Origin of the sequence: Kitasatospora sp. NPDC059827, from assembly GCF_042731675.1 — a bacterium.
Classification (GTDB): Bacteria; Actinomycetota; Actinomycetes; order Streptomycetales; family Streptomycetaceae; genus Kitasatospora.
In genome coordinates this window covers 19,417-36,406 of sequence record NZ_JBHWIV010000057.1, presented here as the reverse complement: position 1 = coordinate 36,406, position 16,990 = coordinate 19,417, and the positions used below count along the sequence as shown (strand labels likewise).

Below are 16,990 nucleotides of genomic sequence, written 5' to 3'. Positions count from 1 at the left end.
CAGTCTGTTCGAGGGCGGTGAGCGACAGCTGCGATGCGGGGAGGATCCCGCCGCTGTAACGCAGGCGGGCCATGGCCACGGCCGTACCGTCCGGTGTCACTGAAGAGGGTCCTTTCGGTCGGGGGCTCGGCGCAGGCTCATGGGCGTGACCCAGGACGGGCGCCTTCTGGACGGGTCCGGATCACCGTGCTGCGGGGGCTCCTTGCGACTGTGGAGCCTGTATCGGGGGTCGAGGGCCGAGAGCTCGATGAGCTTGCAGAACAGTTCGGAGCCGCTGTGCCACGGGCGGGACAGAAGGATGGGCGTCAAGTCGATCTCGTCGTGTTCGCCGAGCAGCTCGTCCGCGATAGCCCGTAGGAGGTGGTCTTGCGGTTCAGGGAGTGGGACGGCGTTTCGATCAGGGCGCTGCGGGATGATGTCGGCGGCCGGCTCGAGGAGAAGTTCTTCGGCCGCACATTCGATGGCGGCCGGGTCGAGCCAGGGGCGGACGCTGTCGAAGTGGATGCCGTCCCAGAGGGCGGCGAGCTCCTCGATGGTGGCGCTCTTCGCAGCCCGGGTCAGGGCGGCGGTGTGGAGTTCGGCCTTTCGGTCCAGGCGTGCTTCACGGCGCAGTAGTTCCGTCAGGTCGCCGCGGACCCCGATGTACTTCGTGACCGCCGTGATCATGCGGTCCAGGTCGTCGGCGAGCTCGTGAACCTTGGTGAGGTTGTCCACAGCTCGAGCGCATGCCAGCCCAATGCGATCGGCCAGGTCCTTGGTGTCCACCTTTCCGAGCTCGATGGCAGCCGGGACATCGTTTTGGACGATCACCTCGCGCAGCGCACGCGCCCGTCCGTGGACCAACCCCCGGAAGGCACGTAGCTTCTGACGAAGTTCGTCAGCCTCAGCCCCCGGGGCTTCCAGGCCGTTCATGAAATAGGTGAGGACTTCCATCAGGACCTGGTGGTTGAGCGTGTCCGTCACCATGGGGAACAACAGCAAGCCGACGTGGCCGGCATCTGCGAGTTCCACGTGCGTGTCATGCAGCTTGCCTCTGACCAGCCGGACCGAGCCCGTAGCAATCAGCTGGGTCAGACGGGCCTTGACGGTGTCGCGACCGAAGCGACCGGTCAACCTGACGTACAGCTCGCGGATGGGGAAGCCGCTGTCGTCCTCTCCAGCGGCCAGCAGATCGCAGATCGCCTTGGCGCAGTCGATCTCCATGTCACTGAGGTTGAGGCCGGCTGCACTGGCGATCACCGGCCCGAAGACTCCGGCGGCGTTCCTTGACCGGACGGAACGGAACTCCAATGCCTGTCGCGGGATGCCGGACAGCCTCGGCAGAGTGCCCCCCTCGAGCCCTTGGCCTTCCGCGTCTTGCTGCGCAGGTACTCCAATTGGCTGCATGCCCGGAACCTAACCGACGCCTCTGACAATCAACCATGGAGTGAAAGGCTCTCCCCAAGCGGACGACGACATTCCCGACCGGTATATCGAATTAGAGTTCGACTATGACCCTCACCTTAATTCAGATATGCGTTCGAAATGGCATTGGGAGTGCCATCGCTGGCCTCCTTGGACGATCACTGCCAAGGTTTCCACGCCGTCAGACCTGGCGGTGCCGTGATACTGCCCGCCCAACTCGGCCCAGCACTCCCTGGCCGTCAGGCAGCCAGGCTGGTCCACACACAGGCTCGTCCGGCCTGGGGCAAGGACGCCAGGACCCTGAAGTTCCCCCACCGAACTGGACAGCAGGGAGAGGGTGCCGCCGACGCGGTGTGCGCGCGACACCGCCTTCGCCGAGGACGCCTCCCAACTACTGATCGGCAACGTGCCACGAGCGATGGCGACCTTCCGCAACCTGGTCAGCGGCGCCCTGAAATGAACCGGCGTCACCAACATCGCCACCGCCCTCCGCCACAACGCCCAAGACCCGCGACGCCTGCTCAGGCTGCGGCGGAGCCGGACGGCGGCCCTTCGCCTGCCAGTAGGTCCGTGGCGCTGAGGGCCTGCTGGGCGGCGTCCCTGGGGAGGAACCGACTGGCCTTGCCGTTCCAGGTAATGACAAGTTCGTCGCGAGCGCGGGTGGCGGCAACGAAGAGGAGCGATCGGGCACGCTGCTCTTCTTGACGGTAACGCTGGGGGTTGCTCAGGCGATGGGTCTCGATCCGCTGGTGCGGCACCTGTCCGTCGCTGACGCTGGTGAGGAACACCCGCTGGAATTCGAGGCCCTTGAAGCGGTGCATAGTTCCGATCCGCACGCCCTCAGAGCTTCGTGGGCCGTCCTTGCCCAGTTGCGTGGCCGGGATGGAGAACGGCGGATGCGCAAGGATCAGTGCTATCTGAGTTGCCGAAGCGCCATCGGGGACGCTGATGGCCATCGCCTCGTACGGAGTGCCGTACTGGTCGTGGCGTTCCTTGATGAGGGTGGCCACGGTCCGCATCTCAGTCTGCCAATCGGGTGCCCGGTAGAGCTGCGGGGCTAGGCCGGAGAGCACCGAGCGGTAGCCGTCGAGGGTGTCGATGCCATCATCGAGGTCGTCGAAGGTCTCGCCGGTGATCAGGCCGTGGGCGCTGCCGAGGATCTGGCGCGTGGTGCGGTAGTTCAGCGTCAGGCGGCGTGAGGCGCGGCCTGGGGTCTTGATGCCGAGCTGGCCCAGGACTACCTGGTGGGAGTAGATGCGCTGGTGGGCGTCGCCGACGAGGAAGATGTCGTTCGATCCGGGCCGGACCATGGCGCGCAGCATCCGCCAGTGGGAGGAGGAGAGGTCCTGAGCCTCGTCGATGACAATGTGCTGGTAACGGGGCTTGAGCCACATTCCGCTGCCGGCCTCGCGGTGGACGAGGTCCAGGCCGCCGTGTTCCTCCTTGTACTGTGCCTGGGCCTCGACGCGGGACATCCGGTGTTCCTCTGTGCGGGCGGCCTGGTCGGCGATCTGCGCGTAGGTGGTCTGGAGCGGCGGTTCGGCGAGCTTGGTCTGGTACGCCTCGACCAGGGCCCAGACGCGTGCGCGCTGGGAGCGCTGGAATTGGCCGCGCCCCTTGCGTGGGGCACGCATGTACTGCGCGCAGGTGCCGCAGCCCTGGGCGAGGATGACGTGCTTCCACTCCGAGTCGAGGAACTCCACGTCGAACTCATACTCGCCTGCCTCGGTACACACGGTGTGCCACAGGTTCAGTGCCGTCTCGTCGTCGATCGGCCGCCCCAGGCGCACGCTCGGCTGCTCCTCGACGACCTCGCGGGCGAGCTGGTCGACGGACTTGACGTCGACGCGCCGCAGCAGTTCGGGGCCGCCGAGGAGCTGGAGGCGGTGCCGTAGGTCGGCGGCGAGGTTGGTGTTGTAAGTGGTCAGCAGAACAGGGCGGGTGTGGCCCGGTTGTAGTTGGTCGACGAGGTGGCGCACACGGTGCAGGGCGACGACGGTCTTGCCGGTGCCGGGGCCTCCGGTGACCTTTGCCGACCCCTTGAAGGTAGCGGTGGCCAAGCGCTGCTGTTCGGGGTGCAGGAACAGCCGCCAGGCGTCGAAGCTGGAGCCGAGCGCGTCGAGGACGGCGGCGTCCTCGGTACTGACCTGGGAGACAGGGCGACGGGCTGCCTGGGCCCAGTCGTGGGGGTCGACCTGCTCGTCGGCCTTCCACTGGCTGGTGATGTGCTGGCGCACGTTGTCGGGGTCCATGCCGCCGTGAAGGGCGAGCAGGACGTCCTTGGTGAGCTCAGGAAGATTGTGAGCGAGCAGGGCGTCGAGCTGATGTGCGTCCGTGAGCTTGCGAAGTGCGGGAAGCAGGGAGGCGATGACGCCGAGGCTGGTGAGCGTGGCGTCGTCGAAGCGCGCGAAGAGTCGTACCGGCAGATTTAGGGTCGGCTGCGACGGCGAGTCCGGCTCCTGAGCCGCCGCTGGTTCGGGGCGTTCGGGCAGGGCGACGACGTTGGCACTAACCTCGGCCTGGTCAACGAGCTCGATGCCGCCGGAGACCGGGTTGATGTCGACGGTCAGGCGCGTGAGCTCGTCGTGCGCAAGGGAGCCTTCGCGCAGGGCGAGAACGGTGAGGCGGTTCTCCTCAGTCTCCAGGAGCAGCGCCATGCGGGTGCTGTCGAGCACAGCCGTGCACAGCTGGCCGTTGTCGCCGGCCGCGCGCAACGGGAGCAGGCGCAGCGCACGGTTGGTGCGGTCGGCGCGTAGTCGGCGAACGAAGTCGCCGAGGGCGTCCTTGGCGCCGCGTCCCAGTCGGCGGATGTCCTGGTGGGCCTGGGGTGAGACGGTGACCTGGGTGCTGATCTTGTTCACCGTCCACCTCCGGACGTGGGGGTGGGCTCGGTCGGCTCGCTGAGCAGGGCGAGGAGTTCGTCGATCGTCCAGTCGCCCGGTGCGCGCACGTTCCAGCCCGCGCTGCGGCACTGGTCCATGTAGGCCTGGTCGTCGGCGTCCTCGGCCAGGACTACGCCGATCCTGTGATCGGGCCAGGCGAGCTCGATGGGCCGCTCGACGCCGACGATGTCCAGGCCTGCCCGGGCTACCGGGGCACCCTTGCGATCGGCGAGCAGGCGCGCAAGGGCGCCGACGTCGGGGTCGCCCGTGTAGGACAGTTCCTTGAGGACGATCTGCCACAAGGCACGTTCCAGCTCGGTTTGCGTCTGGTCGGCGGCCGCCGGTCCAGGTTCGGGCTCGGCCGGGGGTGCGAAGGTCAGACCGGTGCCGGGGTTGTTGTCGCGCAACGCGGCCAGTAGCCCGGTGGCCTGGTCCGCAGCTGCGGCGCTGGATACCGCAGCCAGCAGTCCGGCGTCGAAGGCGTCGAGGCCGGAGCGGGCGAGTTGCAAGCCGTCAGCGCGTCCCGTGCCGATCGGGTCGAGGAACTGCAGCAGGTTGCCCCAGCAGAGCCATGCCTTCCAGCGGCGGCGGTGTTCGGCGCGATCGCCGTCCACCGCCTGGGTGCGGTCATCCAGGACGGCCAGGCCGCTCCAGCGCAGTCCCTTCGACCGGTCCGCGATCAAGGTGAGCGGGAGACCGGAGGCGTCGCGGACCGCGATCAGTTTGAGGCCGTTGCCGGTGACGGGTGGCCGGGTCTCCTCTCGCAGCGCGGCCTCTATCCAGGGCCTGGCCGCGGCGGGCTGGGAGTCCACCGCGTCGCCGGGGCGGACCCCGTACAGGAGCCCGCCCACGGCGTGGACGGCGAGGTCCTGCCAACGTGCCAGGTCAGGGTTCCGCAGGAATCCCAGGAGTGAGGGGATGGCTCCGGCGTAGACCAGTTCGTCGAGCTCGAGTGGGTCGCGCCTCGCCTTGCGCCACTGCGCGCGGACCTTGCCACCAGGGCTGGCGTCGCTCGTGGTGTCGTACGGGGGCCAGGCGGCGTCGGCGGCAGGCCCGGCGATCACTGCGGCAAGGGGGTTGACGGGGGCGTCGACGTCGTCGGGGCGGGGCTTCGTCGCGCCGCGGAGGCTCTGTTCCCAGGCCATGACGTCATCCCAGGTGATCTGCCACACCAGGGTGCCGTCCGCGCGCAGCCGGGCGCGCTTCGCGGCGTCGTCCGCGATGCGGTTTGTCTTCGAGGAGGCGTGCCAGCGGTAGCCGTCGAGGTAGATCGCGACCGCTAGCGGCGGGGCTCCGTCGCCCGTCGTGTCGCCGGCCACCGGGCGCAGCAACAGGTCGGGGCGTGTGGCGTGCTCGGGCAAGTACTTCTGGGCTACGAGCTCCCAGTGGACGGACGGGCCCGCCGGGTCGCCTCGGTGCAGCGTGAACTGCTTGCCGGCGCGTCCGGTTGGTGTCTCGTCGTGGCTCGGGACGGCGTGGTTGTCGGGATCGGCGAGCCAGCGGTCGAGGGCTTCGATGAAGCGGCGTTCCAGGTCACTCTCAGCCTGGTTGGCGAACCGCTGCCGTGCTTCGCCAGTCCCTTCCTTCCGGACGCTCCAGCGGCTGTGGCCGTCAGGGCCGAGGAGCTCGTCGAGCATCCACAGAGCTTCCTGGCGGTCCAGCAGTCGGTAGTCGCGCTGGGGGGCATGGCCGAGCAGGCACAGATGGCAGGCGCGGCGTTGCCCCTCCACACAGGGGCACGTGCGCAGGGCCTGCTGGGCGGCGGCGAGGACAGCTCGGAATTCCTCGCCGTCAGCGTCGGCCAAGCGCTGCAAGTAGCCGGTGCCTCCGGCGAGGGCGTCGTACAGGACGAGGTAGTGGCGGGTCAGGTCGGTGTCGCGGTCGGGTTCGGTGCTGGTCGTGGAGCGGATGTGGGCGGGGTCGCCGCCGTAGCGCAGGCCGATGCCCAGATGCAGGGCAGCGGAGAAGGAGGCCAGGCGTTCCTGGACTTGGAGGGTGGCGGCAGGCAGCAAGATACGCAGGGCCTCGGTGCGGTGCTCGGTGGCAGTGATGACGCGCCGGTCGTCGGGCTGCTGGGGGTGGCTGCGGCTGCGGGTGGGGCACCAGGGGCGATGGTGGGCCAGGTCAGGGCGTCCGGCCAAGGATTCGCTGAGAACTTCCTGAACAGGCGCATTGCCTGGTTCGCGCTCGGTCGCTCCTCCGCACATCGGGCACACGGTGAAGCCCGTGACCGTGACAGGTTGCCCGGCAAACGCGGTGTCGGGTCGGCGCCCATACTTGGCCGGCCCGAGGTTGAAGCGCCGGATGACGGCCTCGCGGACGTGGTCCACACCGAAGGTGGCTTTGGTGTGCCGCCAGGTCTCCTTGATCGCGGCGGGGTCGACGTCGACGGCGGTCGCGATGGTGTAGACGCCGCTCTGGCGGCTGTCGTGGTCGTCGATGATCCGGGCGTCGTCGCGCTTGTCACGGGAGGTGACCTTGCGGGGCACGATCACGGCCTGCAGGGCTGCCCGCCCGCCGATGCCGGTGCCGGTGCAGCGCGGGCACGCGGAGGTGTTGCTCTCGGCGTCGCGGGTTCGCACATATCCACAGTCCTGGCATACCCGCCAGATCTGTACGCCTTCCGAGGTGCCGCTCTCGGAGCGGCGGGAGCGCGGGCCGAGGTCGAATCCGTCGATCTCGTGCCGGTAGCCGCGTACGTAGTAGGCGTTGCCGGGCGCGAGTTCGGTGAGCGCGGCCTCGGCGGGGCGCTTATAGGTACGTAGATCGGTGCGCCACCGGGCTTTCGAGGTCGCCTGGTCGTCTTCGGCGTCGGAGTTCCGTTGCTTACGGGCGGGCTCCTTGTGGCTGAGGGTAGCCTCCAAGCGCACGCCGTCTTCGACGAGGCTGTAGTTGGGCAGCAGGCCCTGCTCGACCAGGAAGCTCTGCGCGCTGGCCTGGCCGAGCTCGTCCAGACGGCGGCTGACGCCGGCGGCTTCGCGCTCCAGGTTGCGCTTCTCGCGGGCCTCGTCCTCGACGTTCTCCTGGAGCTTGTCGGCTGCCTCGTTGATCATCGCGCGGCGGTCCAGCAGTTCGGTGCGCTCCGCCTCCCAAGCGTCCTCGGCCTTCGTGAGCTCGTCCTCCAGGCCGGCCTCGGCGTATCGGCGCAGGGCCTTGCGGGCGTCGCGGGACACGCCGGCGTCGAGGACACCGTCGATGTCGGGAAAGAGGCAGAGGAACTCCTCGACCAGGTCCATACGCCCGGCTACCGCCTTGCCGAAGGTCTTGAGCCAGCCGCTGCGGCCGAACAGCGCGGTGACCCGGTCGGGCAACGGCAGGACGCCCTCGATTCGGCCCCGGGCCGTGAGGTCGACCAGGTGGGCGGTGTACTGGCGACGCAGCAGCTCCACCGCGGAGAGGAAACACCCCGGGGGCAGGATGCGCCCGGCAATGAGCTGGCGCGGATCGGCGAGGTGGTAGAGGGCACGCGGACTGGTGTCTGCGATGCTCACCATCAGCGCGTTGCCGGTCGAACGCCCGGCACGGCCCACCCGTTGGACGTATCCCGCAGTGGACGACGGCAGGGAGGCGAGGATGACCGCCTCCAACTGGCCGATGTCGATCCCGAGTTCCAAGGTCGGCGTGCAGGACAGCACGTTGGGGTCGGTGTGGCGGCCGTTGCCCTGCCGGAAGCCCTTCTCGACGGCTTCGCGCTCCTTGCGGGTCAACACACCGGTGTGCTCGGCGGCGACCACGCTGTAGGGCTCGGACTCCCGATACAGCCGACGGTAGTAGTCGGAGCGGAAGTCCCGCGCCGCGCGCCCCTCTGCGCTGGACGAGGGCATCACCAGTGCGCCCTCGCAGCGCTTCAGGGGACAGGGCAGTCCCTGCCACACCGGAACCCGGTCCGGGTGGACGGTCTGCGTCCATCCGCACTCGGGGCAGGTCACAGCTGCCTTGGCGGTCTGGGTGTCGTCCAGCGGACGCACCCGGACATGACCAGCCGTCAGCCCGTACACCCCATGGTCGTGGTTCTGGCCGCCCGAACGCCCCTCGCCAGTGCGCCGGTGCGCGAGCGCTTCGATGTCCGTTCCGGCCAGCCGCGGTACCAGGCCAGCCAGGTAGGCGGCAGCCTCGCTGTGGTCCAGTCCGAGGCAGCGGTGGGTGAAGTCGGCGTACCAGCTGTCCTTGGAGTCGGCCCGCTCGAAGTCGGTGCGCCCCGAGCGGGAACCCACCAGCAGGAACGACGGCGCGTCCGAGCCGCGTCCGAAGGCAGGCATGCCCTCGGGGCGGCCGGTCCAGACGGGGTAGCGGGTGCGGCCCTCCTCGTCGACGTAGGTGTGCAGCCAGGCGTGCTGGATGCCACCGCTCTGCCGCAGATGCTCCAGCAGGCCACGGACGTAGCCTTCGAAGCGGCGGTCGCGGTCGATCCCGGCCGGCGGCAGCGGGTGCTTCATCGCCGCAGCGGCCGGGTCGTCGATCCCGTCCAGGACCTGGCGGCGGTTTAGATGCACCTGGAGAAGCGCCTCGGCGGTCTTCGCTGCCCGAGCCGGGTCCTTGACGTAGACCTCGGCGGCGACGGTCCGAGTGAGCTCAAGAGTGCGGCCCATCCGGGAGTACAGTCCGAACTCCAGAAGGGTGTTGAACGCCAAGCGCTCACCGACCAACGTCCAGGTGCTGGCGGGGATGCGCTTCTTCTTGTCCAGCAGCCGTGCCACTCGGTCCACATCGTGCAGATCCGGCGGGACGACGGATGCCAGCAGGTTCTCCTCAGGCACGGCGGCGCGGCTCACGAGCGAGGCGATCAACTCGTTGAGCGGTAGGCCGTTCTCGCGGTAGTCGTCCGTGTCCAGCGCACGCCAACGCAGTTGCTCGTGGATCAATGAGCGCAGTGAGAACTTCCAGGCCCGGCTCGCCACGAACCCGGCCCGGTGCGCGGCGTCCTGCACCGAGTCGTTGAAGATCAGAGTTCGACGGCGATCCTGCCCCTTCGCGTCCTTACTGGGCAGCTCGCCACCGGTGAACAGCTGGGTCACGACCACGGAGGCCAGCGGAGCGACACCGGCACCCAGGAAGCGGATGCCCTGCGCCTGGCCGCAGGCCGGGCAGCGTTCGTTCTTGGAGTAGTCGTCGGCCTCAGGATTGTCGTACCAGGCGAGGACGTAGACGCCGTTCTCCGGCGCGGTCGCGATCAGCCCGCTGTCCAGCAGAACCTCGTCCGGGTCGATGCGGCGAAGCGCCTCGCCCGTGTTCTCCAGGACCAGGACGGTTGCGTCATGGCTTGCGGCTCTGCGCCCTCGGCGCTCGCGCTGCTGCAGGATGGCTCGAGCCTGCTCGGCCGCCTCAGCCGGCGTCGCGGACACCAACGCCCGCACCCGTGCCTTGATGGGACCGCCCGCGGCGCTGCGCCGGTAGATCTCGTCGGGATCATTGATAAGCGCAGCTGGGTTGCGCTCCGGGGAGATCGCCGCCCATCCGGATCGGCCGCAGTCGCGGCAGTACACGGACGGGAGACGACCTGCGTGGGTGGCTTGGCTCTGGCTTCGCTGCGGTCGGGCGCTTTGGCTGGTGATCGCGGCCTGGTCGGCGTCCGACCAGGAGAACACCGGCTCGGGTGCGATGAACCGCAGCACGCGGGAAAGCGCACGCACCCACAGATGCGTCTCCACCAGCAGCAGCGGGCGCTCGCGGTCGGCGGGCGCGGACGGGTCTCGGGCGACCGAGATGAGCGCGATCAGGCGGGCCAGCGCGGCGGCGGCCGTGGTCGGGTCCTGGGCGGCGGTGGTACGCCAGGCAGAGGTGGGATCGAAGGCGGCGAGAGCTTCGGCGGATGTCAATGGAGCGTCGACGTCAGCGCGCAGCAAGGCATGGACCAGTGGATGCTTCAGTAGGCGGCTGCCCAGCTCACGCTGGTCGGTGGTATCGCAGCCGACGACGGCCTCGGCGATCCGGTCCAGCGCGTGCGGCGCGCGGGCGGGGTCGGGGAGCGCGGCCAGGGCGGCAGGGGTCGGCTGAGGGAGCGTCAGGTCGAGCGGGGAAAGGAAGGAGTTGAGGTCGCGTCGATCCTCCCCGACCACGGCGTCGTCGGGGAACCTCACGCCGAAGACCTGCGAGGCGACGTCCAGCATCGGACGGGCCGACGTGACGCCGCTGGGCAAGACGGTTCCCGTCTCGGGTGAAGCCGGCTTCGCGGCGGCTGGAGTCTCGCCCAGGGTTGCCGACGTCGCAACCGGGCAGATCCCGCCCAGCGGGCGCCCCGGCTCGGAGGCTCCCACAGCGGCGGCCAGTCGCCGCAGCAGCATCGCCACGTCCGTGCCCTGAGCGCCGTCGTAGGTGTGGAACTCGTCAATCACGATGTAGGCGAGGTCCGCGTCGAGCCACAGCGGGGCGTCATGCTGACGCTGCAACAGCAGGTCCAGCATCTTGTAGTTGGTGATCAGGACGTCCGGCGGATTGCGCCGGATTTCCTGCCGGTCCACCATGACTCGCTTGTACGGTGAGGCGGCACGCGAGGCGCCCGCCTCACCGATGTAGAGCCCTGCAGTGACCTCCGCCAGACGCGTATCCTCCAGCAGATCGCCGAGCCGGTCCGCCTGGTCACCGGCCAGGGCGTTCATCGGGTAGAGCAGGATCGCCTTGATCCCGCCGCGGCCCTGCAACCGGGCACGGCGGCAGTGATCCAGAACGGGCACGAGGAACGACTCCGTCTTACCCGAGCCGGTGCCAGTGGTCACCAGGGTCGGCAAGGGAGTGTGGCCACCCTTGGTCGTCAGCCGCGCGAACGCCTCCGCCTGGTGCGCGTACGGCCAGAAGCCGTCCTGCCACCAGTCGAGGTGCTCCTGCCAGCCGGCGTCAGCCGAGCGGAACGGACGGCGGATACGCAGGTACGGGCCACGGAACAGCCCGTCGGCGGGGTCGGTGAGGAGCTCTGTCAATGCGTCCTGCGTGTCCGGCTCGGCCAACGCGAACGTCGTCGTCAGATACTCGACAGTCGTATCGCGCAGCGCCTGCGCGGCGAGTGTGGGCCTCATGGCGCGGAACCGCCCCCCGTGGTGTTCGAGTGTTCGGACGACAATGTCTCAGATGCCCGGTGTTCATGGCTCGGGTCGAACGTATCGGCTGTCGCTGACAGGCCGGGCTTCGACCCTCCCGGGACCCAGCCTGCGGCGTGCATACGCCTGGTGAACTCGGCGTGTGCAGCGCGCATCTCCGCTTCGCGGTTGGCACGGTAAAGGGGGCCGGTGTAGCCGGTGGGGACATTCGCCGTGAGCGGGAATTCGTCGTGGGAGCTGAGTTGCTTCCAGGCGTCCTTGGGCTGGCCATAGCCGTGGACCTGGTGGGCCTTGGTGATTCGGCGGCCAGTCGCATCGAACCACATGTTCTCCTCATACTGCTGGAGCACGGGGAAGCGGGAGCGGTACATGGCGACTAGTTCGTCGGCATCGATGCCGAGCCAGACGGCGACGAGGGCGTCGATCTCGACGAGCGCTGCTCTGCGGGCCAGCTCAGTGCGCAGTGGCGTGTGCCAGGTCCATGTCGGCCCAAGGCTCTGGGTGAGCGGCAGTCGTTTTCCAAACCTTTCAGCGGTCCAGGCGTCCTGGAGCCAGCTCGGCTCATAGAGCTCTCGCCACAGGCGGTCGTACACCGCCGTCTGGCAGTTGAGACGCAGAGTACGCAACAGCAGGGCGGACTCCAATGGGTGCTCCGGCGTTGGCGCAGGCATTACTTGGGCCTCACCAACCTGAAGATCATTGCGCCCAGTTGTCCTTAGGAAATAGTCCAAGGGGAGTGAGGCCCAGAACCCTGCTACGAGTGCCGTCTCCCGAGTAGTCGACAGCGCCATGCTGTGCGCCATGTGAATGTGTGCGGGACCTGGTGGCACGAGGCAAGCAAAGAGACTGCGCTCGGTGTTCGTCGCGATCTGCCGACGCCACGCTACCCGGGTGAACCGAGAGTAGGGTCGCGAAGCCCAGCTGCGAAGCATGGCGGCTTTGCCGTCGTCTCCGATGGCGTCCACTGACAGCTGGTCCGCTACCGCCGGATCCGAGCTCAGCGCGCTGAGCAATTCGCCGTCCAACCAGGTTCTGCGTGCCAACGCTGCGTAATAGTCGCTGGGCTCACAGCTCCTCGATCGACGGTAATTGGTTCGTGGAACCGCGTCGGCGGCGAGGTTAACGTGGTCCCAAGGGTCATAGTCCCGCATGCTCTTCGAGCCGCCTGCAGGCGGCTGCTTCCCATACGGCGTCGCAAGGGAGATGAGTGGCCCCTGCAGGATCACCTCGCTCCAGCTCTCAGCGGGACCCGGATCCCAGGTGAAATAGCCCGCCGTCCGGTCGTTCTTCTCATGGAACCCGGGGCTGATGCGCGGGCCGAGGGCACGAAGCCGATACGGCCAAGAGGCGAGGGTAGTGATGGCCGACTCCTCGGCACTGGTGACCGGGAAGAGCAGCTTAGCTTCCTGGGCGGGTGGCGGATTCTCGTCGCCTGCCAACTTCAACCAGTCCGACAGCGTTGCTGGGGTCACAGTGATGATGCGGTCTCGATGGGGGCGCAGGTCCCAGGCTCCGTCATGCTTAATACCTGGTAGTGGACCGCGCCCGTCGTGGCGCATCGAGCGGAGAAGCACCTGGGGATGCAGCAGCCAACTCATGTGCTGAAAGCTAATGTCCTGAGAGCGGCCGTAAACGTTGATGCTGAAGTGGCTGCTGTTTCCTACTGGGTTGGCAAAGAGCAGCAGCTCGTTGGTGAAATCCGCATGGAATCGCAAGTGCCCATAGGCCAACCTCCGCAACGCACCCTCCTTCGCCCCCGTCAGGTGCGTGGAGGGGTGCAGCAGTCCAGCGATGCCCCGCTCCCCGATCGCGCGCCACGACTGCAGCATAAACGCCCGATACAAGTCTGGCTGCGTTCCTACCAGCTCTGGGAAAGCATCCACCGATCCCAGGAAGCCCGACATTGCTGCCGAGTTCGCCAACTCCCCAAGGAATGCTGACCGAGCCTTCGGGTCGGCGAGGACGGCCGCTTTGCGCTCTGTCCACGCCTCATTGCTCGGCTTCTCCCCAAGCTCGAACCATGGCTCAAACTCCGCGAGGACACCGCTCTCCTTCCACTCCTGCTTGACCCACGGCGGGTTCCCCACCATCAGGTCGAACCCACCCTCCACAAACACATGAGCGAAGTCCAGCTCCCAGTGGAAGAACCCGCGCTCGCGCGCGATCCGGTAAGCCGTCCCGTACCAAGGGAACAGGTCGCCCAGGTCGTAAGGTTCCTCCCACGCCGTGGCGTCGATCATCTGCGCGTCGAGGTTCCGTTCCGCCTCGTCCAGCTGTTCCAGGTCGGTAACCTCGGCGACCTCGAAGAACGACACCCTCTGCTTCCCCGCGTCGACGTCCACACGCCCCACTACGGCCTCGCCGAACTCGATCCAATCGTCGAGGGACTGCAGTGCGGTCTTGCGTCCCGGGTAACCCTTCTTGATCTTCGTCAGATCGATGTCACCCTGAAAGTACCGTGCACGGTCGGTGCCGTTCAGCAGCCCGACTTCCTCCAACGGCCAGAACCACAGCGAGCACCAGGCGTCCATCACCTGTCGCAAACGCCAGTACGGGCTGCCCTCGGCGTGCAGTGCCGCTAGCACCGCGTCGCGGTCCATGGCCAGTCCACCGGCGGCGACACGCGTCTTCGCGAGCACGTCGGCACTCGCGCCCCACACACCCACCGTGCGAGCGATCTCCTGTTCCGACAGCTGTAGCCGCTTGACGACCAACTGCCAGAGGTACTCGACCCGCTGGGCAAGCGCCATCAGCCGGCCGACCTGCGCGCTCTGCTCGCTCTCCTCCTGCCGTACCTCTGTCCGCTGGACGCGCTTGGCCGCGGCCATCCCCCGCCCGCCGCTTGCCGACCCGCTAAGGTTCAGGGCGCCCTGCTGCCACGTATCGAACCCAAGGTCCAGCGCCCCCTGCCCGTGCTCGTCCTCGAACGGCAGCGCCACGTCAGCCGTGACGGTCGCAGGCGCCGCCTTCCGCGCTGCCGCAGCCTTCTTCGCCGCGCCCCCACCCTTCGGCGCACGGCGAAGCCCCGCCCGCCATTTCGTCATCGCCTCGATGATCTCGGGTTCGAGCCACTCGGCCTCAACCCCGGCCACCACACTCGTCTCGGTCTGGTCGGCCGCGCCCTTCTTCGGCTTGCGCACCGACACGTCGTCGACCACCGACCCCCACCCCAGCGCAGGCAGCAGGAACTGGTGCACCGCCTGCCCGGGCAGTGGCTGCCCAAGCGGTACCTCCTTCGGCGCGGCCTGTCCCTTACTCCTGAGCCATCCGCCCTCATGCAGGGCGTTTCCCGGATACACCTTCCGTGACGCGCCGATGAGCGAATTGCCCCGGTGCAGGTGCAGCCCGTACCAGGGGGCCTTCATCCCCGGGTACATGGTGTTGAGCCACAGCGAGATCTCCGCCAGCTCCACCGCCGTGTCGTTGAGGTCAACCCCGTAGGCGTTGTGCAGGGCGATGTACGCCTTGGCCTTCTGGAACTCCCGCTGGTACTCCTCGGGGTCGATCTGCACGCCCCGCTCGCGCTCGGCCAGGCGCAGGTATAGCTCGGCGAGCTGGTTCACCGCCTCGTTGAGGAACGCGCCCGACCCCAGCGCCGGCTCGCACACCCGCCAACGCAGCACGTCCGCCGCGTTCACCCATGCCTTCTCCGGCTCCTTCGGGTCGACCTTCCCCTCCGGGTCCAGTCGGAACCGCAGGGCCTGCTCGACGGTGGCCTGGGTCAGGGACTCGGGCGTGTAGTACGAGGCGCTGGTCTGCCGGTCGCGGCCCGCGAGCCGGTAGACATACGTGCCCACCGGGTACGTCGCGGACTCCTCCTCGCGGGTCTCCTTGTTTACCGTCCGCTTCACGAAGACGCTGTCGCCTGGTGTGTCCGGGTAGCGCCCGGAGGCGACCTGACTGCCCGTGATCAGCCAGGACCCAGCCTCCGGGTCGCCGCCCTTGGCGACCTCGTACTTCACCTCGTCCATGATGAACCCGGTGTAGGACATCAGGCCCTCGTACACGGCACCGAGGTGGTTGATGCTCAGATTGGCGTAGGAAATGAAGCCGCCCCTGCCGTATCGGCCCTTGCCCTCGATCAGGGTGAGGTGGCGCAACACCTTGTGCAGGACATCGTTGCGCAACCGCAGGTCCAACATCTCAGGGCTGTCGCCGGCGCCGTGGCTGGGCGCGGAGAGCTTCTGCCCGACGAGCCTTATCGACATGGGGTCGAACAACCGCGAGCGCAGGGCCTCGATCCGCACGCCCTCCTGCCCGTCGTCACCGCTGATTTCCGCGGCTTCCACCCTATCCAACGCGTCACGCGTGGAGACGGTCTCGGCCACGGGATGGCCCATGAAGACCTTGTCGAAGAGCAGCGCCAGCGAGTCGTGGAAGTGGTGTCCGCGCCGGGCTCGGCTGTCCGTCAACTTCTCCGGGATCACCAGTTCCCGCAGGCGGCTGACGCTGTATCCGGTGACGTACTCCTCGCTCTTCATCGGCAGGATGTCGAGCTCCGGCCGGGCCTCTGCGTACAGCAGGAACAGGATCCGGTACAGGTACCGGAGCGACTCCGTCGTCAGCAGCTTGGGCAGGTCGCCAGGCTCCTTGAGGACGTCGGGCAGCCACGCGGCAAGGTCCTCGACCCGTACCTTCTGCTCCCGGACGAGGTTCAGCACCTCGTTGGCGATGAGCTGGACCGAAGCCTGCAGACCCTTGCGCAGGTCGCCGGTGACACCGACCGAGTGATCACGGGATTCCGCGACGAAGCGGGCGATGTCGTCCTCTTTGCCGTCCTCCTTGGGACGCAAGGAGTCTGCTCCGAAGAGCGCGGCGATGACGTCGAGCTCCCCGGCGTTGGCGCCCTTGGCACCCTTGCGGGGCAGCGCGACGTCAAGGCTGACAGCGAGGTACCGGCCCCGGGCGAAGTGCTCCCGGTCGGCGAGGATCATCACACCGCCGAAGAGCAGCAAGGCATAGCGCGGCGGATTGTCCGCGCTGAGCAGCCAGGCGGCGAGGTCGGTGACGGTCGTCAGGGTCTTGCCGGAGCCGACGCGGACTGGGGCAGGCAGTCGGCCCGCCGCCCCGCCGCTCCCATCCTCCCCGCCACCGCGCACCTGATCCACGGAAGTGGCGAAGCCGCCAGTGAGTACAACGAGTTGATCCTCGCTGAGGGCGACGGGCACTGCCACCATCCCGGCTGGACTGTGGACGATGCGCAGGCCGGGAGCCGGGTTGTAGCCCAGGGCACGCAGCAGCCGGTCGTGCCAACCAGCCAGGGCCGTACGCCATTCACCCTCGGGGCTGCTGTCGCTCGCCCAGGCGGCGCCGGACTCGCGGCTCGCGTGCGCGACGGCGGCGGCCAGTTCGTCGTGTTCCAGGGATCGCTGCGACTTCAGCGCCTCTGCGCCGGCCTGCTGGACGGCGACCGCAAACACGTCCTCGGTGGCGTTGAACTTGTCCGCAGCATTGCGAAGTGCGGCGCGAGCGGTGAGATAAGGCGCCGACAGGTTGCGCAGGCCCTGCCGTGGGGTGTCCTCCCCCGCGCGTTCCTTGGCGGTCCATTGCTTGAGGGGACCGTTCTTGAGCTGCGTGGGCAGGATCTCGTCGAGGTAGAAGGCGGGGAAGTACTCGCCCTCGTTGACCAGGGAGTCGTACGTCACGCCTGTTCCTCCTGCCCGCTACCGCGGT

5 protein-coding genes are annotated in these 16,990 nt (G+C 68.1%); 1 reads left to right on the top strand and 4 read right to left on the bottom strand.

What is annotated here, in order from left to right:
• Positions 1-96: 96 nt before the first annotated feature.
• Positions 97-1,203, bottom strand: a complete 1,107-nt coding sequence (locus tag ACFV8H_RS28845) for a hypothetical protein (RefSeq protein WP_380405680.1) — start codon at positions 1,201-1,203, stop codon at positions 97-99.
• 538 nt (positions 1,204-1,741) lie between these two features.
• Between ACFV8H_RS28845 and ACFV8H_RS28840 the strand changes: the two genes are divergently transcribed.
• Positions 1,742-1,864 carry a hypothetical protein gene (locus ACFV8H_RS28840; RefSeq protein WP_380405677.1) on the top strand — a complete coding sequence of 41 codons (123 nt, stop codon included), beginning with the start codon at positions 1,742-1,744 and terminating at the stop codon, positions 1,862-1,864.
• Positions 1,865-1,925: 61 nt separating this feature from the next.
• Here ACFV8H_RS28840 and ACFV8H_RS28835 read toward each other — a convergent pair whose 3' ends face one another.
• The 3 genes from ACFV8H_RS28835 to ACFV8H_RS28825 are packed head-to-tail and all read right to left on the bottom strand — an operon-like array spanning position 1,926 to position 16,962.
• Entirely contained in the window at positions 1,926-4,265 is a 2,340-nt protein-coding gene (locus tag ACFV8H_RS28835) for a UvrD-helicase domain-containing protein (protein WP_380405674.1), read from the bottom strand.
• Entirely contained in the window at positions 4,262-11,296 is a 7,035-nt protein-coding gene (locus ACFV8H_RS28830; RefSeq protein WP_380405671.1) for a DEAD/DEAH box helicase, read from the bottom strand. Before ACFV8H_RS28830 ends, ACFV8H_RS28835 begins: the two co-directional genes overlap by 4 nt.
• A complete protein-coding gene (locus ACFV8H_RS28825; RefSeq protein ID WP_380405668.1) occupies positions 11,293-16,962 on the bottom strand; it encodes an Eco57I restriction-modification methylase domain-containing protein in 5,670 nt (1,889 codons plus the stop codon). The genes ACFV8H_RS28830 and ACFV8H_RS28825 overlap by 4 nt, the downstream gene beginning before the upstream one ends.
• Positions 16,963-16,990: the final 28 nt, after the last annotated feature.